18 protein-coding genes and 1 riboswitch are annotated in these 17,009 nt (G+C 70.4%); of the genes, 5 read left to right on the forward strand and 13 right to left on the reverse strand.

What is annotated here, in order from left to right; genetic code table 11:
* Positions 1-71: 71 nt before the first annotated feature.
* The 4 genes from AB0E85_RS25925 to AB0E85_RS25940 form a co-directional block, all read right to left on the reverse strand.
* Entirely contained in the window at positions 72-1,070 is a 999-nt protein-coding gene (locus AB0E85_RS25925; protein WP_361931599.1) for an ABC transporter permease, read from the reverse strand.
* A gap of 390 nt (positions 1,071-1,460) precedes the next feature.
* Positions 1,461-2,261 carry an enhanced serine sensitivity protein SseB C-terminal domain-containing protein gene (locus tag AB0E85_RS25930; RefSeq protein WP_361931602.1) on the reverse strand — a complete coding sequence of 267 codons (801 nt, stop codon included), beginning with the start codon at positions 2,259-2,261 and terminating at the stop codon, positions 1,461-1,463.
* A gap of 162 nt (positions 2,262-2,423) precedes the next feature.
* The gene (locus tag AB0E85_RS25935; protein ID WP_361931605.1) at positions 2,424-3,212 is read right to left on the reverse strand and encodes an enhanced serine sensitivity protein SseB; all 789 of its coding nucleotides are present in this window, start codon (positions 3,210-3,212) and stop codon (positions 2,424-2,426) included.
* 163 nt (positions 3,213-3,375) lie between these two features.
* On the reverse strand, positions 3,376-4,041 hold the full coding sequence (locus AB0E85_RS25940) for an AAA family ATPase (RefSeq protein WP_361931608.1): 666 nt from the start codon (positions 4,039-4,041) through the stop codon (positions 3,376-3,378).
* 222 nt (positions 4,042-4,263) lie between these two features.
* A riboswitch (glycine riboswitch) is annotated at positions 4,264-4,363 on the forward strand.
* A 184-nt stretch (positions 4,364-4,547) separates the two neighbouring features.
* Here AB0E85_RS25940 and gcvT point away from each other — a divergent pair.
* From gcvT to AB0E85_RS25960, 4 genes are all read left to right on the forward strand, one after another.
* Positions 4,548-5,669 carry a glycine cleavage system aminomethyltransferase GcvT gene (gene gcvT / locus AB0E85_RS25945; protein ID WP_361931611.1) on the forward strand — a complete coding sequence of 374 codons (1,122 nt, stop codon included), beginning with the start codon at positions 4,548-4,550 and terminating at the stop codon, positions 5,667-5,669.
* 103 nt (positions 5,670-5,772) lie between these two features.
* Entirely contained in the window at positions 5,773-6,150 is a 378-nt protein-coding gene (gcvH, locus tag AB0E85_RS25950; protein WP_107459465.1) for a glycine cleavage system protein GcvH, read from the forward strand.
* 9 nt (positions 6,151-6,159) lie between these two features.
* A complete protein-coding gene (gene glyA, locus AB0E85_RS25955; protein WP_361931615.1) occupies positions 6,160-7,422 on the forward strand; it encodes a serine hydroxymethyltransferase in 1,263 nt (420 codons plus the stop codon).
* Between the two features lie 87 nt (positions 7,423-7,509).
* On the forward strand, positions 7,510-8,877 hold the full coding sequence (locus tag AB0E85_RS25960; protein WP_361931618.1) for an L-serine ammonia-lyase: 1,368 nt from the start codon (positions 7,510-7,512) through the stop codon (positions 8,875-8,877).
* 259 nt (positions 8,878-9,136) lie between these two features.
* Here AB0E85_RS25960 and AB0E85_RS25965 read toward each other — a convergent pair whose 3' ends face one another.
* The 7 genes from AB0E85_RS25965 to AB0E85_RS25995 form a co-directional block, all read right to left on the reverse strand.
* Positions 9,137-9,805, reverse strand: a complete 669-nt coding sequence (locus AB0E85_RS25965; protein WP_361931621.1) for a peptidase inhibitor family I36 protein — start codon at positions 9,803-9,805, stop codon at positions 9,137-9,139.
* A 180-nt stretch (positions 9,806-9,985) separates the two neighbouring features.
* The gene (locus AB0E85_RS25970) at positions 9,986-10,987 is read right to left on the reverse strand and encodes a CU044_5270 family protein (RefSeq protein ID WP_361931624.1); all 1,002 of its coding nucleotides are present in this window, start codon (positions 10,985-10,987) and stop codon (positions 9,986-9,988) included.
* Positions 10,984-11,625, reverse strand: coding sequence for an RNA polymerase sigma factor (locus AB0E85_RS25975; protein ID WP_361931627.1), 642 nt, complete (start codon positions 11,623-11,625; stop codon positions 10,984-10,986). Before AB0E85_RS25975 ends, AB0E85_RS25970 begins: the two co-directional genes overlap by 4 nt.
* Before the next feature lie 188 nt (positions 11,626-11,813).
* Positions 11,814-12,533 carry a hypothetical protein gene (locus tag AB0E85_RS25980; protein ID WP_361931630.1) on the reverse strand — a complete coding sequence of 240 codons (720 nt, stop codon included), beginning with the start codon at positions 12,531-12,533 and terminating at the stop codon, positions 11,814-11,816.
* Complete coding sequence (locus AB0E85_RS25985) at positions 12,530-12,781, reverse strand: hypothetical protein (protein ID WP_361931633.1); 252 nt, start codon at positions 12,779-12,781, stop codon at positions 12,530-12,532. Before AB0E85_RS25985 ends, AB0E85_RS25980 begins: the two co-directional genes overlap by 4 nt.
* Positions 12,782-13,190: 409 nt before the next feature.
* A complete protein-coding gene (locus AB0E85_RS25990; protein WP_361931636.1) occupies positions 13,191-13,403 on the reverse strand; it encodes an EF-hand domain-containing protein in 213 nt (70 codons plus the stop codon).
* Between the two features lie 59 nt (positions 13,404-13,462).
* Complete coding sequence (locus AB0E85_RS25995) at positions 13,463-14,377, reverse strand: MerR family transcriptional regulator (RefSeq protein WP_361931639.1); 915 nt, start codon at positions 14,375-14,377, stop codon at positions 13,463-13,465.
* A gap of 49 nt (positions 14,378-14,426) precedes the next feature.
* Between AB0E85_RS25995 and AB0E85_RS26000 the strand changes: the two genes are divergently transcribed.
* Positions 14,427-15,104, forward strand: coding sequence for a GNAT family N-acetyltransferase (locus tag AB0E85_RS26000; RefSeq protein WP_361931640.1), 678 nt, complete (start codon positions 14,427-14,429; stop codon positions 15,102-15,104).
* On the opposite strand, the gene AB0E85_RS26005 is transcribed toward AB0E85_RS26000, so the two are convergent.
* Together AB0E85_RS26005 and AB0E85_RS26010 are read right to left on the reverse strand one after the other, a co-directional pair.
* A complete protein-coding gene (locus AB0E85_RS26005) occupies positions 15,071-16,249 on the reverse strand; it encodes a YncE family protein (protein WP_361931643.1) in 1,179 nt (392 codons plus the stop codon). The two genes, AB0E85_RS26000 and AB0E85_RS26005, sit on opposite strands and share 34 nt — an antisense overlap.
* Positions 16,250-16,324: 75 nt before the next feature.
* Entirely contained in the window at positions 16,325-16,933 is a 609-nt protein-coding gene (locus tag AB0E85_RS26010) for an ATP-binding protein (RefSeq protein ID WP_361931645.1), read from the reverse strand.
* Positions 16,934-17,009: the final 76 nt, after the last annotated feature.

The following is a 17,009-nucleotide window of genomic DNA, read 5'->3' on the forward strand; positions in this document are numbered from 1 at the left end:
TCGGATTCCCCTTCGTAGGTGGACACTTGGGTGGGACGTCGGGTCGCGCTCGGGTGTGGCGACCGCGGACGTCAGCGGCTGCGGGGGTCGAGTGCGTCCCTGAGGCCGTCGCCGAGGAGGTTGAAGGCCAGCACCGTGATGAAGATTGCGAGGCCGGGAACGATCATGTACTGCGGGTCGACCTCGAAGAAGTCGACGGCTTGGTTGAGCATTCCTCCCCAGGACGCCTGCGGAGGCTGGATGCCCACACCCAGGAAGCTCAGCGAGGCTTCGAAGAGGATGTTCGTCGGGATGAGCAGCGTCGAGTAGACGACGATCGGCGCGACGAGGTTGGGGAGCAGTTCCTTGAAGAGGATGTACGGGCCGCCGGCCCCCATCCCCCGGGAGGCGTCGACGAATTCCCGCTCACGCAGGGCCAGGGTCTGACCGCGCACGATGCGCCCCATGTACGGCCAGTTGAAGAAGCCGATGACGAAGATCAGCACGGAGATGTGCAGAGGCAGCCCTTCGAGGCCGAAGGCACCGCCCTGGAGCGTCGCGGAGATGGCGATGGCGAAGAGGAGGAGCGGGAAGGCGAGGAAGGTGTCCATGAGCCGGCTGACGACGGTGTCGACCCGTCCGCCGTAGTAGCCGGCGACCAGTCCCATAACGGTGCCGATGACGACGGACAGCAGCGTCGCGCCGAAGGCGACGACCAGCGAGACCCAGGAGCCCTCCAGGATGCGGGCGAGGATGTCCCGGCCGAACTTCGGCTCCACACCCAGCGGATGGTCCCAGCTCATCCCTCCGAAGTCACCCTTCGGCAGAGAGGTGTTCGGGTCGACGAGGTCCTGGTGGAAGGCGTTCGGGTCGAGGCCCAGCAGCGCCTGGATCGGACGTGACAGCGCCGCCACGAGGATGAGCAGCACGACAACGATGCCACCCACCACGGCCACCTTGTCGCGCTTGAAGCGGGTCCAGGCGATTTGCCCGAGCGACCGTCCCTCGATGTGCTGGGGCTTGGCACCCGCCAGCACGGCCTCCGGCTGGGCCTCGGCCTGCGATCCGGTGGTCTCGATCGGTGCCGTCACAAGTGCCCTGCCCCTTCTCGCCGGTGGTCACCGGCCCCCTTGCCCACCGTTGGTCGGCGGTTGATCCACTGTGGCTGTGGCGTGGCGTGGCGTCCGCAGGTGGTACGGCCACCGACAGACCGATCCTCAGCTTGGTATCGCTCACAGGATCGACGGCCTCGCGCCTGAGAGGCGAGTCTTCAACGCGCTCACGATCACACGCCAGGCCTGATGGAGAAAGTATGCGCAACCGTGATGCCGACTGGGAGATTCCGTTATCCGGACACGCGGGCACGCGGTCCGGACGATATGGCGTCGAAACCTGTGCAGTGGGCGCAAAGCACCTGGCGCCCGCCGGCTGGACGGCCGACGCGGCAACCGCCGATGCGCGACGGCCGATTCGGACCGGGTTCAGTACCGGCCCTGGGCCGGCGGGTATCCGTACCCGGAGGCAGGGGCCTGGACGGGTGCGGTGGCGTGGGCCTCGCGGTCGTAGAAGGGGCGCGCCTTCGCGCGCAGCCACAGGGCGACCGGGTCGTGCTCGTCGGACATGGCGACCGTCGACACGGGGAGCCCGTCCGGCACGGCGCCGAGGGACTGCTGCATCATCGCGCGCACGGAGTCCACGGCCGGCGGCGAGGTGTCGTACACGTCCAGTCCGATGGCGAGGTACGGCGCCCCGAGCGCGGGCTGCACCCAGGCGCGGCGCAGCGAGCGGACGGCCGGGGTACGGTGGGCGTTCTGCGCGAGCAGGGCGTAGAACTGCGGGATCTCGATGGCGGGTTCGGACAGCCGCAGCGGGCCGGCGGGCTGGCGGTCCAGGCCGGTGGCGATCCGGCGCAGGTCCAGCCAGGGGATGCCGACGCCGCCGCCGGGGGCGTGCGGGTTGAGCCAGAGGCCGTAGTGGTCGGGGTAGAGCGCACGGGCGACGTCGACGCCGTCGATCACCTCGTAGGAGCGGTTCCAGCCGCTGGCGGAGAGCTCCTGGGCGGAGGTCACGCAGGGGGCGTAGCCGAAGCCGTCGACGTCCATGTTTCCGTACTGGGCGTCCGGGGATCCGGCCTGGCCCCGCCACAGGAGCATCCAGATCTGGCCGGTGTGCGGGGTCGCGAGCGCGCGCAGGAGAGCCTCGTAGGCGTCGTAACGCCCGGGCGTGACCTGGCGCAGCATGTGCTCGACCTGTCCGGCCGCGGCCGTGCCGCTCGCGCTCACCTTTACCGCCCCTTCGTACAACGCCTCGACGGTGTCCTAGCTTAAGCCCGCAGGGGAGCCCGGGGATGATGCCGTCGGGCGGGTGCGGGTCGCGTGGGGTTGATCGCGCTCACGCGGCGGAGCCGCATGACGATACAGCCGCGCGCCCCCGGCCCTGCCGCCCTACCGCTGGTAGAAGGGCCGGACCCGCTCCCGCATCCAAGCTCCCACCGGGTCCTCCGCCACGTCCAGGAGGACGAGGTTGACCGGCCAGGGGGCCGGGACGGCGCTGACGGCACGGGTGAGGGCGTCCAGGGGGAGGGCGCGCAGGTCGCCTTCCCACTGGGAGAGTTCGACGCCGACGAACATCACGGGGTCGGCCGTCTCGATGGCCGCGAGGCAGCGGCGGGCCGAGACGACGACACCGGTCGCCTCGAACTCCGCGGAGGCGGCGGCGAGGAAGTCCACCGGGTCCTCCTTCCAGTCCGGCTCGAAGAGGCGGACCCGGCCGCCGCTCGCGGGGCCGTCCAGCGGGGTCCGGCCGGCCCGGCACAGCTCGGCCACCGCGGGCGGCGGGAGCGGGATGCCGACCACGCCGCCCGGGTTGACGGCGATGCCCGCGTGCGGGGGCAGGCCGCGGGCGAACTCCACGGCGGGCGCGATGGTGTACGCCATGTGGGAGCCGACGACCTGGCGGAACTGCTCCTCGGAGCTGAACACCGGCACGAACGCCTGGCCGTCCATCTCGATGCCGGGCAGGTCGAGGGGGCCGCTGTGCGGGCCGCCGCCGTTGGGCAGCGGAATCCACACGAAGCTCCGGCCGAGCACCTCGACGATCCGCCCGCCCGCCGCCGGCCCGGCGCCGAGGGAGGCCGAGAGCACCTCCTCCAGCTCGTTGCCGGGCCAACCGCCGTGCGGGTGGGTCTGCGTCTGCGCCGGGAAGTCCGCGGAGAAGCCCGCCGGGATGTCCATCTGCCTACCGCCTGCCTGGAACCACTGCTGTGGCTCAAAGGCTAACGGCTGCGGGACGCGGGGAGGCAGGGCTGTGGAGGGACGGGGCGCGACGGGGAGGCCGGGCGGATACGGACGCGGGTTCGCGCCCCTGCACCCTGCCCCGGTCCTCGCCCCACGTCCGTCAGCCCGTGAAGCCGATTCTCCGCAGTGCGTTCGCCGCGTCGCGGTCGGCGAGGACGGCCGAGCCGCAGCCGGCGGGGAGGTCGCCGCGCTCCACCGCGCGCAGGAGGCGAGTGCCGGCCGTGCGGTGGCGCAGGAACGCGTAGCGCGACACGCCGCGGCCCCGGTCGCGCTGGCCGGCCAGGGCCTGCTCGGGGGTGACGTCGAGGAGGAGCAGGTGGAGCGTGCCGCCCCGGCGGCGGGCCTCGCGGGCGAGCCAGCGGCGGACCCAGGCCTGGGTGCCGCAGTCGTGCACGACGACGCCCTCGCCGGTACGCAGGGCGCGGCGCAGCCCGGCGTAGTGGGCGAGGCGGACGAGCGGGCGGTAGAACGCGTACGGCAGGGCGCGCGGCATGCGGCGGGCCCAGCGGTCACGGGTGTCCTGGGAGTCGATGCGCCGGCCCGGCACGGTGCGCCGCATCAGCGTGGACTTGCCGCTGCCGGGCAGGCCCGTGACCACGACGAGGTCGCGGGGGCCGAACAGCAGCGCGTGCGGGCCGCGGCTGGCGCGGTCGCGCAGATCACGGACGACCGGTGCCGGCGCCGGGGCGCGGACCGCCCGGGCCGGAGCGGCCGGCTGCTCGGGCAGCGCGATGCCCGTCGTCGCGTACGCGGTGGTCCTGTTCACCGTGATCGTCCTCCCCTGGGGCCAGGTACGGAGTCCCATCCCCGCCGAGTGTAAAGAGAAGGTAATGCCGCAGGCCTCTCATTTACGTTCTCGTCCTGCAACAGGGCTGCTACAGGTCGCCGTGTCCGGTGGGCGGGACTCGTGCACTCTCTGGGAAAGGTCCCCCTGCCACGCCGGAAGGATGCGTGCAATGATGTGCGCGCCAACTGCATACCGGCCGTTTGAATCCGCGCGGGAGAGTCCCCAGTACCGCAAGAGCTGGGGCGCCGAAGGAGCAAGTCCCTCCCTTGAATCTCTCAGGCCCCGTTACCGCGCGGGCGAGGCACATCTGAAAAGCGGGCCACCGGTCACCGGCGGCTCCACCCAAGGTGCAAGCCAGGGCCCCTGCGGTCATGGCGAACCTCTCAGGTTCCGATGACAGATGGGGAGGAACGACCTCGCCCTCCCTCACGCTCGGCTTCGCTCGCGCGGGAGGGGCCCCCATTTGCCTTGGGAGACGACCGACCGTGAGCAGTACAGGAGAACTCCGTCACACCGCGCTCGATGCCCTGCATCGCTCGCTCGGCGCGACGATGACCGACTTCGCCGGCTGGGACATGCCCCTGCGCTACGGCTCCGAGCGCGACGAGCACATCGCCGTGCGCACGAAGGCCGGCCTCTTCGACCTCTCCCACATGGGTGAGATCACCGTCAGCGGCCCGCAGGCCGCCGCCCTGCTGGACTTCGCCCTGGTGGGCAACATCGGCGGCGTGAAGCCGGGCCGGGCCCGCTACACCATGATCTGCCGGGCCGACGGCGGCATCCTGGACGACCTGATCGTCTACCGCCTGGGCGAGACCGAGTACATGGTGGTCGCCAACGCCTCCAACGCCCAGGTCGTCCTGGACGCCCTGGCCGAGCGCGCCGCCGGTTTCGACGCCGAGGTGCGCGACGACCGGGACGCCTACGCGCTGATCGCCGTCCAGGGCCCGGAGTCGCCCGGGATCCTGGCGTCCCTGACCGATGCCGACCTCGACGGGCTGAAGTACTACGCCGGGCTGCCCGGCACGGTCGCGGGCGTCCCGGCGCTGATCGCCCGGACCGGCTACACCGGCGAGGACGGCTTCGAGCTGTTCGTGCAGCCCGGGCACGCCGTCGAGCTGTGGCAGGCCCTGACCAAGGCCGGCGAGGGCGTCGGCCTGATCCCCTGCGGTCTTTCCTGCCGCGACACGCTGCGCCTGGAGGCGGGCATGCCGCTGTACGGGCACGAGCTGTCGACCTCCCTCACCCCCTTCGACGCCGGGCTCGGCCGGGTGGTGAAGTTCGAGAAGGAGGGCGACTTCGTGGGGCGCGAGGCCCTGCGCGAGGCCGCGGAGCACGCGAACCACGAGCCGCCGCGCGTCCTGGTCGGCCTGATCGCCGAAGGCCGCCGGGTCCCCCGCGCCGGGTACGCCGTCGTCGCCGAGGGCAAGGTGATCGGCGAGGTCACCTCCGGGGCCCCCTCCCCCACGCTGGGCAAGCCGATCGCGATGGCCTACGTCGACGCCATGTACTCCACGCCGGGCACGGCCGGTGTCGGTGTGGACATCCGGGGCAGTCACGAGCCGTACGAGGTCGTGGCGCTGCCGTTCTACAAGCGCCAGAAGTAGACACTGGCCGAAGGGCCGCGGCAGCTACCCCGCGCCCGTCGTCCCAGCTCACCAGCAGTCCCCCCTTCCACAGCACTCCCGCGCGTACAGGAGAATCCAGGCCATGAGCAACCCCAAAGAGCTGCGCTACAGCAAGGAGCACGAGTGGCTGTCGGCCGCCGAGGACGGCGTGTCGACGGTCGGCATCACGGAGCACGCGGCCAACGCGCTCGGCGATGTCGTGTTCGTCCAGCTTCCCGAGGTCGGTGACTCCGTGTCCGCCGGCGAGACCTGCGGCGAGCTGGAGTCGACCAAGTCGGTGTCCGACCTGTACTCCCCCGTGTCCGGTGAGGTCACCGAGGTCAACGAGGACGTCGTGAACGACCCGTCGCTGGTGAACTCGGCCCCCTTCGAGGGCGGCTGGCTGTTCAAGGTGCGGATCACGGACGAGCCGGCCGACCTGCTCTCCGCCGACGAGTACACCGCGTTCTCCGCGGGCTGAGGGAGTCGTATGTCCGTCCTGAACACACCCCTGCACGAGCTCGACCCGGCGGTCGCCGCCGCGGTCGACGCCGAGCTGCACCGCCAGCAGTCCACGCTGGAGATGATCGCCTCGGAGAACTTCGCTCCGGTCGCGGTCATGGAGGCGCAGGGCTCGGTCCTCACCAACAAGTACGCCGAGGGCTACCCGGGCCGCCGCTACTACGGCGGCTGCGAGCACGTCGACGTGGTCGAGCAGATCGCGATCGACCGCATCAAGGAGCTGTTCGGCGCCGAGCACGCCAACGTCCAGCCGCACTCGGGCGCCCAGGCCAACGCGGCAGCGATGTTCGCGCTGCTCAAGCCGGGCGACACCATCATGGGTCTGAACCTCGCGCACGGCGGGCACCTGACCCACGGCATGAAGATCAACTTCTCCGGCAAGCTCTACGACGTCGTCGCCTACCACGTGGGCGAGGACGGCCGGGTCGACATGGCCGAGGTCGAGCGGCTGGCGAAGGAGTCCCGGCCGAAGCTGATCGTCGCCGGCTGGTCGGCGTACCCGCGGCAGCTGGACTTCGCGGAGTTCCGCCGGATCGCGGACGAGGTCGGCGCGTACCTGATGGTCGACATGGCCCACTTCGCGGGGCTGGTGGCGGCCGGGCTGCACCCGAACCCGGTGCCGCACGCCCACGTGGTCACCACCACGACCCACAAGACCCTCGGCGGCCCGCGCGGTGGTGTGATCCTCTCCACGGCCGAACTGGCCAAGAAGATCAACTCCGCCGTCTTCCCCGGTCAGCAGGGCGGCCCGCTGGAGCACGTGATCGCCGCGAAGGCCGTCGCCTTCAAGGTCGCCGCCTCGGAGGACTTCAAGGAGCGCCAGCGCCGTACGCTGGACGGTGCCCGCATCCTGGCCGAGCGTCTGGTGAAGGACGACGTCCGGGCCGTGGGCGTGGACGTCCTGTCCGGCGGCACGGACGTACACCTGGTCCTGGTCGACCTGCGCCACTCGGAGCTGGACGGACAGCAGGCCGAGGACCGCCTCCACGAGGTGGGCATCACCGTCAACCGGAACGCGATCCCGAACGACCCGCGTCCGCCGATGGTGACGTCCGGTCTGCGGATCGGTACACCGGCCCTGGCGACCCGGGGCTTCGCCGCCGAGGACTTCGCGGAGGTCGCGGACGTCATCGCCGAGGCGCTGAAGCCCGCCTACGACGCGCAGGCCCTCAAGGCCCGGGTGAAGGCCCTGGCCGACAAGCACCCGCTGTACCCGGGTCTGAACAAGTAACGAAGAAACCTTTCGGGTGCCGCGTCCGCCACAAGCGGGCGCGGCACCCACCCCCTCTGCACCACCCCCGTAGTCAGGAGTTCCCCCGTGGCCATCTCGGTCTTCGACCTGTTCTCGATCGGCATCGGCCCGTCCAGCTCCCACACCGTCGGCCCCATGCGGGCGGCCGGCCTGTTCGTCCGGCGGCTGCGCAACGAGGAGCTCCTCGGGTCCGTCGCCTCGGTCCGCGCGGAGCTGTACGGCTCGCTCGGCGCGACCGGACACGGCCACGGCACGCCCAAGGCGGTGCTGCTCGGCCTGGAGGGCGACTCACCCCGCACCGTGGACGTCACGAGCGCCGACGAACGGGTGGAGGCGATCAAGTCCGGCGGTCGGCTCAACCTGCTCGGCGAGCACGAGATCGCGTTCTCCTTCGACGACGACATGGTCCTGCACCGCCGCAAGGCCCTGCCGTACCACGCGAACGGCATGACGCTGTGGGCGTACGACGCCTCGGGCGCGGAGCTGCTGACGAAGACGTACTACTCGGTCGGCGGCGGCTTCGTCGTCGACGAGGACGCGGTCGGGGCGGACCGCATCAAGCTCGACGACACCGTGCTGAAGTACCCCTTCCGCACCGGCGACGAACTGCTGCGCCTGACCGAGGAGACGGGCCTGTCCATCTCCGCGCTGATGCTGGAGAACGAGCGGGCCTGGCGCACCGAGGAGGAGATCCGCGAAGGCCTGCTGGAGATCTGGCAGGTGATGCGGGACTGCGTGGCACGTGGACTGTCCCAGGAGGGCATCCTGCCGGGCGGCCTCAAGGTGCGCCGCCGGGCCGCGAACACCGCGCGCAAGCTGCGCTCCGAGGGCGACCCGCTGGCCCTCTCCATGGAGTGGATCACCCTCTACGCGATGGCGGTCAACGAGGAGAACGCCGCCGGCGGCCGGGTCGTCACCGCGCCCACCAACGGCGCCGCCGGCATCATCCCGGCGGTCCTGCACTACTACGTGAACTTCGTGCCGGGCGCCGACGAGGAGGGCGTGGTCCGCTTCCTGCTCGCCGCGGGCGCGATCGGCATGCTCTTCAAGGAGAACGCCTCCATCTCCGGCGCCGAGGTCGGCTGCCAGGGCGAGGTCGGCTCCGCCTGCTCCATGGCCGCGGGTGCCCTGGCCGAGGTCCTCGGCGGCTCGCCGGAGCAGGTCGAGAACGCCGCCGAGATCGGTATGGAGCACAACCTCGGGCTCACCTGCGACCCGGTCGGCGGCCTCGTCCAGATCCCCTGCATCGAGCGCAACGGCATGGCCGCGGTCAAGGCCGTCACGGCCGCCCGCATGGCGATGCGCGGCGACGGCTCCCACAAGGTGTCCCTGGACAAGGTCATCAAGACGATGAAGGACACCGGCGCGGACATGTCGGTGAAGTACAAGGAGACGGCCCGGGGCGGGCTCGCGGTGAACATCATCGAGTGCTAGGAGCAGGACGTGCCGGACATGGTGGTGTCCTCGGACTCCGCGAAGAAGCAGACGGTGGTGGCCAGCCGGGCTTGCGCGCGGGCGTAGGCGGTAAGCCTGCCGTCATGCCGCCACGAGGCATCCCGGGGCCGGCGCCGTGACGTGGTGCTGCCGCATCACGGCGCCGGATGCAGACATGCCCGTCCCTCACAGCCCTGACGCCTACCTCTCCGGCACCTTCAAACAGGTGTGTGGGCGCGAGGCGACGTCGCTCCGTCGGTCACATCTCGATGTAGTCGACCTTGTCGTTGAAGGAGCCACCGGTCGGGTAGTCGGCAGTGGAGAAGTTGTAGCAGTAGCCGGCTCCCAAGGCCATGTACGGATCGGGCAGGCCCGTTCGGGCGTCGTACGCCAGCACACCGCCCTGAACGCGGGCCACGCAACCCGAGCTGGCCTTGTCCCGGAAGTCCCAGTCCCCAAGCTGCTTGGTCCCCTTGGCGGACCACTGGAGCCGACGTCCCTTGTAGTTCGCGTGCTCCCACAGGCAGACCCAACCGGCGACGCAGTCCGTGGAAGCCATGGGACCGAACTCACCACTCGGTGACGCCATGCCGCTGCTGGTCCCTCTCGCGGCTGCCGGGGCGAGTTCAGCCAGTGCCTGATCCGCTTCCCCGACGGTGTCGTAGCAGTAGACCTCACCGCTCGGCACTTCGGAGCAGGCCTGCGCCCCTTGCCAGCCGTCGGCCAGGTTGATCTTCTCGCCCTTGTAGGTGGCGATCACCGGCCTGGACTCGGCGAGTTGCCGCTGGAGCGCAGCCTCCTCCGCCGGCGTGGCGAGCCCGACCTCGGGTATTGCGGTGGGCTCCGGTGCCGCGGTTGCGGTCGTCGCGCTCGTTGCGAAGGCGCAGAGGGCAGCAACGACCGGGACGAGGACGCGTGCAGGGCGCATGCTGTTACTCCTGTGAGTTTTGTGTGTCAGTGCGTCACAGGGATCCCACAGCAGGCTCTGGAGTTTGAGTGCGGTTGTGATCGAGAATGTCGAATTCTCGATCACAACCGTCTTGATGTTCGACCTTGCATGCTCACTGTCATCCGTGTACTGCGCTGCGTCGCGGAGTCCTTCGGCGCTCTAGAGGCTTTGTCCGGCCTCGTCGACGATGCCGCTGCTGATGACGGCGACGGAGGTGACGACGGTGCCGGCCTTGCCCCAGGCGTTGTCCTCCACGAGGACCGTGCGCTCACCCAGCAGTCGGGCCGTGCTCTTGTCGAAGATCCACTCAGTGCGTTCGCCGTCGTGTGTTCGGGCGACGGCGACCCCCTTTCGGCCTGCCGCGTCGACGGCGACGGGGACGACATCGACTCCGGGGATGAGGGCAGCGGCGCGGTAGAGAGCCGCAGTGGTCTCGGGCGGACTCACCCCGTCGCGCAGCAAGTCGCCGATGGTGACGAAGGCTTCCTGGTCCGGTCCCGTGGTGGAGTCGGAACCGGCTCCGTGATTCTTCTCGGCGTCGTCGCGGATCCGCTCCAGCAGAGCGCCGGGGTCGGCCGGCAGGGCAGCCAGGAAGTTGTAGGTCGGTGAGTTCAGATTGCCCCGGCCCGGAGTGCCCGGCAGCAGTTCGTCGTTGCCTTCTTTGCGCTGAAGGGTCTGCTCACTGCCGTCCACCGAGGTCCACTGCTCCATGGCCTCGCTTTCGCGCAGGAGTTGCATCTCGCCCGACTTGGTCTCGGACAGCACCGACGTGTGACCGACCGTCTTCACGTACGAGTACTGGCCGGTGCGCACCTTCGTCTGAGGCGTCGTAGCGGCGGCCAGAGCCGCTCTCTCCAGCAGTTCGACCGATGCTGCGGAAGCCGGTGGCACGTCGGGCCGAGCGCCGGGGGAGCCGAAGTCGACAGTGAGAACGACGACGGCCGCTCCAGCGGCCACTGCCGCGCCCAGCGCCAGCCCCCAGCGCCCTCTCGACCGCGGCGCCGGGCGGGACGAGCGGGATCGCGCCTGCCGGTCGATCTCGGTCAAGAAGTGCTCACGGCGTGCTTCCACGCGTCCAAGTGACGGCTCCGGACAGGGAGCCGGAGGCAGCGTCCGCCTCGCCTCATCAAGCTCGGACTGTTCCCGCTGTTCCAGACTCATCGTGAACTCCTCCTGTGGGAAGGGCGGGCTGCGGCCTCCCCGCTCTGCGATATGTGTCCGCTGCCGGTCCGCAGTTCCACACGATGCGGATCGGAGACAAGCTCCTCCTCGACGAGCCGGCGCAGCTTCTCTCTCGCCCGTGAAAGCCGGGAACGTACGGTGCCCACAGGAATCCCCAATGCCTCAGCGGCCGCCGCATACCCCAGATCGGACCAGACGACCAGGGTGAAGACCTCGCGCTCGGTCCGCTTCAGACGTTGCACCGCTCGGGCTGCGGCGGCCAGCCGCTGACCGTCGGTCATCTGGCCGACCACCTCGTCCGAAAAGTCCGGCAACGCCTCCGGCGGTGGCAGACGGGACATCGCCTCCCGATGCCGACGTGCCGCCCGGGCGATGTTGCGCATCACGTTGGTCGCGATGCCCAGAAGCCATGCCCGGACGCTTCTGACTTCCTCGCGAAGCTTGTCGCGCAGCCGCCAGGCCTCCAGAAAAGTGAGGGACATGACGTCCTCGGCGAGGGCCCAGTCGCCCGTCGTCCTGATCGCATGGGCATAGACGACACGCGCATGCTCGTCGAAGATCTCGGCGAACGCCGCCCGGTCGCCGGACCGGACCCGTTCATGCAGTAGGAAGTCCACAACAACAAGTGTCCGCACCGCTGCATCGGTTCCGCTTTCGGTTCCACTTCTTCTCCGCCGCAGACGGAACCCGCTCCCGCCGCTTGCCGGGGACGTCGCCCAGGGCGTCCGGGTGCGCACTGCCTGCCGGCAGCGGCGGTCAACACGATGAGGGCACCGGCCGGCTCTCGTCGCGGGTCACCGCCAGGTCAGCACGAGGACGTGGGAACCGCGGTGGTGGGACCCCGGCCGGCGCCGTCGGTGACAGGCCGGGTGAAGCGGTAGCACTGGTCGATCCCCGGGTGTGAGCTGGAGACGAGGACGAAGACAGTCATCGTGTCCTCTCCCGGCACCACCTTCTTCACGTCGAAGGAACGCCGTCGCGTGGGGTCGAGGGCGTTCTGGATGCCGTCGGGCGTCAGGTCGTCGGCGTACATGCCGGAGATACGCGTCAGTGCCAGGCGGACCCTGTGACCGATCTGGGTGCTCGGACGGCATGTGGCATCGCCGCGCTCGGATACCTGCGAAGTCCACCCCTGGCCGGGGCGCCGGGTGAACGTGAAGACGAAGCAGCCGGTCACCCGGCCGGATCCGCCACCGGGGACGATGGCCTGTGCATCGTAGTGAGCGGATGATGCGGCCGTGGCCGTGAACTCGCGGCGTGCCGCGTCGTAGGTGATGACCGGGGCTTTGGAGTGCCGCCAGACGACGCCGGTCACGGCGCCGACGTCGGTGACACCGCTCGCGTCGAGCGCGCGGTCCGTGTCGCCCGCCCTGGCACGGGCCTGCTTCTGGATCGCTGCGAGTGCCTGTTCCCTGCGTTCGCTGTTGACGTTCCCGTCGTGCCAGTGCCGGTACCACAACCAGGAAACCGGGACGCCGAGAACGGTGATCAGCACGATCAGGACGGTCAGGCAGCCGGTGGTCACGAGGCGGTTCGCCCGCCCCGTGACCACCGCACCGCCGGTTGTGTCAGATCCCAATAGCCGCCCTTGTATCCGATACCGGTCAGTGCCTGTTCCATGACCCGGGCGTAGCCCGCGGTACCGGCGTTCTTCGGGTGGAACGACTCCAGGCTGGCACAGACGTTCTCCCCGGGCCAGGGCAGGCACGGGGCCTGGTTGGCCGGGTCACCGGCGTGGAAGTCGCCGTCACCGTTCGGGCCGGCGACGCACATTCGGACGCCCTACCTGTGCGATTCCTGTGAACTGTGTGATGCAGGTCGACCGAAAGTCGCCCCTGGAAGCGAGAGGTCCGTTGGTGAACAACCACGAGCCGGACCGGACACGCAGGCCCGCACCGCACGGATCGCTCCTGAGCCGGGCCAATCGAGCACAAACCGCGCCGGCAGTTCGACGGCGCCCCGGACGCGACCGTCGTGCTCTGCCGCCGAACTGCTGTTCGCTGTCGGCCGTCGCGGACCTCGCGGACCGGATCACCGCCACGGCGGCCGACACCCGCCCTACGGCGCACGGCGGTTGACGTCCCTCTTCGGGCCATGACGGCCCACTTTCTCCAAGGCACGCCGAGGGGCCCGGTCCGAGGTGCGCGGACCGGGCCCCTTCGACGGGCGGTGCCTGGGCGGGCTACTTGTTCAGGTAGGCCCAGAACTCGTCGAAGCTCAGCCGCTTGTCGCCGTCGAGGTCGCGGGTCTTGATGACGACCTCGGCGACCGACTCGGTGACGTTCCAGTCACCCGATCCGGCCAGGGCGGCCTTGAACTCGGCAGCGGTGATGAATCCGTCACCGTCCGTATCGATCCGCTCGAACTGCTTGCGTGCTTCCTCGACGTCCGCCACCGGTCCGCCCCTCATCTCGTGCTGTACGTCCTGCTGGCGCAGGTTTGACGCAGGTCAGATTAACCGGCCGTGCGCGCCTCCAGCGCGGCGACCACCCAGGCGAACTCCGCCCGGTACGCGGCCTCGGGCCCGCCACCCTTCACGACGGCGAGCAACTCGCGGTATCGGGCGACCCGGTGGGTGGCGTGCGACCGCAGCCGCGTGAGCACGGTCGCCGGATCGGCGTCGCCCAGCAGCCTGCTCAGCACCTCGGCCGCGTCCGGCGAGCCGGGGTCGATGCCCCGCTCGACGGCGTCGGCGCCCAGTTGCACGAGCCGCCGGGAGAACCACACGGACGCCCCGGCGGCCGCGTCGGGCCCGCGGTCGGCCGCGTTGAACTCGGCCACCTTGCGCATCTCGGCCCGGAAGTCCAGGTCCCGGAGCATCTCCGCCAGTTCCAGCCAGGCGTCGACCTGCTCGGGGGTGGGCTCCTCGGGCAGGTCGGCGGCGGTGCTCCGCATACGTTCCCGGACCACCGGGTCAGCGGTGTCCAGACCATGGAATACCTCGTCCACGAAGTCCTCCACGATCCGCCGCCGTTCGGCCGCAGACAGGCGTGCCAGTCTGTTCACGAGGGTCATCTCCTCGGCGTCCGAGCCCCGCTTCGCCACCGTCGACAGCACCGCGCGGGTCACCTTGAGCGACCGGATCTGCGCGTCCAGCGCGACCACGTGCGCCGCCGCGACCTGCGCGACGGTGGTCTCACCGGACAGGACCCGGTGTACGTCCGCCAGGCCGAGGCCCAGCTCGCGCAGGGTGCGGATCAGCTCCAGCCGGGCCACCGAGGCCGCGTCGTACAGCCGGTAGCCGCCCGCGGACCGGGCCACCGGCGGCAGGGCGCCCTGGTCGGACCAGTAGCGGATGGTGCGCACGGTGAGTCCGGTGACCCGGGCCAGTTCCCCGATGGTGCGCAGTCCGGTGCCGTCATCGATCATGTCTGCGAGTCTGGACCCTCCAGCGGGTGCAGACTCAAGGAGCGCGACGGTGGCGGAGACCCTGGGGGACATACTCGGCGCGGCGGCGCACGGCGTCTTCCCGCCCGCGGACGGCGGGACGACGATCGTGCCCCAGCCCTCGCCCCGGGACGCGGGGGTCCTCGCCTTCACGGCCCATTCGGTCGTCTTCACCGACGAGGACCCTGACTGGGTGCGCGGCGCCCTCGCCCGGACCGGCTGCGACGCCCTCGCGGCCACGATGAACGCCCGCTTCCTGACGGCCCTGATGGACCGGACGGGGCGGGTCCACGACACCGTCGACGTGCTTCTGAGCGGAGCCGCGCTGCCCGGGGAGCCGTCGGTCGCGCTGACGGAGATCGACGACCCGGGGCATCCGCGCGTGGCGTCGGCCCGCCGGCGGCGGGACGGTGTGCGGGTGTGGGCGGCGGACGGCGGGGTGCTCGTGCTGGGCCGCGGGGTGGCAGGACGGTGGGAGGTCGCCGTCGAGGTGGACGAGGGAGCGCGGCACCGCGGCGTCGGGAGGCGACTGGTCACGGCAGCGCGGCAACTGGCCGGGGGCGCTCCGGTGTGGGCACAGGTGGCGGCGGGGAACGCCCGCAGTCTGCGGGCGTTCCAGGCGGCCGGATACCGGCCGGTGGGCTCGGAGGCGCTGCTCGTCCCCGGAGGCGGGCGTCAGCGGAAGACGCCCGTGTGGCCGAGCGAGTAGCGGCCGGGCTGCGGGTAGACGGCGAGGCCGTGCGGTCCGCTGCCGACCGGGATACGGGCGAGCTGGGTGCCGGTGCGGGTGTCGATGGCGTACACCTCGGCGTCGTAGCGGCCGGACAGCCACAGCACCTTCCCGTCGGCGGAGACGCCGCCCATGTCGGGGCTGCCGCCGTCGGGCAGGTCCCACTTCTTGGTCAGCTTGTTCTGTGTGAAGTCGAAGACGGAGACGGTGCCCTCGCCGCGGTTGGACACGTACATCTCGCGGGAGTCGCGGCTGACGTAGAGGCCGTGGCAGCCCTTGCCCGTGGGCATCAGGGTGGGCTCGGTGAACTTGTCGCCGTCCAGGACCCACATGCCGTGGGCCATCATGTCGGCGATGTAGAACGTCTTGCCGTCGGGCGAGATCTTCACGTCCTGCGGCATGGCGCCCTCGAACGGCAGCCGCTGCTGCCCGACGACCTCCATCTTCTCGGTGTCGACCTTGAGGAGTTCGCCGCTGAACTCGCAGGACACGATGAAGTAGCGGCCGTCGAGGGAGAAGTCCGCGTGGTTGACGCCATAACAGGAGACCGGGACGGTCTTTTTGACCGCCATGGTGTGCGGGTCGCGGAAGACCAGCTCGCGGTCGAGGGAGGCCATGACGACGGCGTACCGGCCGTTGGGCGTGAAGTAGAGGTTGTAGGGGTCGTGGACGTCGACCGGCTTGCCCGCCTTGCCGGTCTTCGGGTCGATCGGGGTGAGGGTGTGGCCGCGGTTGTTGTTGACCCAGAGCGTCTTCAGGTCCCAGGACGGCACGACGTGCTGGGGCTGCCGGCCGACGGGGATCGTCTCGATGATCTCGTACGTCTTCGGATCGATGACGGAGACGGTGTCGGACTCGGTGTTGGGGACGTAGACCCGGGACGGGAAGTCCTTGACCACCGGGGACAGCTTGTTCGGGCGGTCGGCCGCGTACACGTCCTCGGGGTCGAGGACGGGCGGCATGCCGGGCAGGCCCTTCACGGGCTTCTTCTCGGGCGGGGCGGGCACGGCGGCCTTGGTGCCGCGGGCTTCGGCCGTCCGTTCCCCGCCGCCGGTGCCGCAGGCGGAGAGGACGGCGAGGGCGGCGCCCGCGACCAGGGCGCTCTTGACGAGATGGCGGTGCATTGCACCATTTAATGGGCGCCTCGTGGGGAATGGCGTGATTCGTCCGTCCGGCGACCGGGTGAGGCATCGCCCGGTTCAGCGGTCGGCGACCCGCATCTCGAACCAGGTGGTCTTGCCCCGGGGCAGCAGATCGACCCCCCAGCGGTCGGCCAGCTTGTCGACGAGGAACAGGCCCCGGCCGCTGATATCCATCTCCTGGACGGGCATCAGGCACGGCAGTCCCCGGGAGGGGTCGCGCACCTCGACGCGGATCCAGCCGCGGCGCCGGTGCAGGCGCAGTCCGAAGACACGGGCACCCGTGTGGCGGACGGCGTTGCCGACCAGTTCGGAGACGAGCAGGACCGCGTCCTCGGTGGTTTTGGGGGTCAGTCCCCAGTGACGCAGGACCACGACCTGGGTGAGCCGCCTGGCGGTGGCGGCGGACTCGGGACGGGACGGCAGTGGAACCTCTGCCTCCGTCGGGTTGCCGTACAACTCCAGCGCCTTGAGCGCATGTTCGTCCTCGACGGTCGGCGACCAGCGCGCCGCGGCCGCATGAGCGTGTCCCCGCGGCTGTTCCATACCCTCCAGCCCCGCCATGCCCCCATCATGGCCGTCCGGAGCGCCGCACGGGGCCGTTCCCGGGGAATACACCCCGGTGAAAGGGCGGCGAAACGGTGGTCCTCTGTCATATGCCGGAGACACTTCGAAGCCGCCGGACACCCCTCCGGCCTGCTGGAACGCCCCGTTCCGGAGTGAACCGGCGGACTCCCCCGACCAG

Source organism: Streptomyces sp. NPDC029044 (genome assembly GCF_040637495.1).
Lineage (GTDB): Bacteria > Actinomycetota > Actinomycetes > Streptomycetales > Streptomycetaceae > Streptomyces.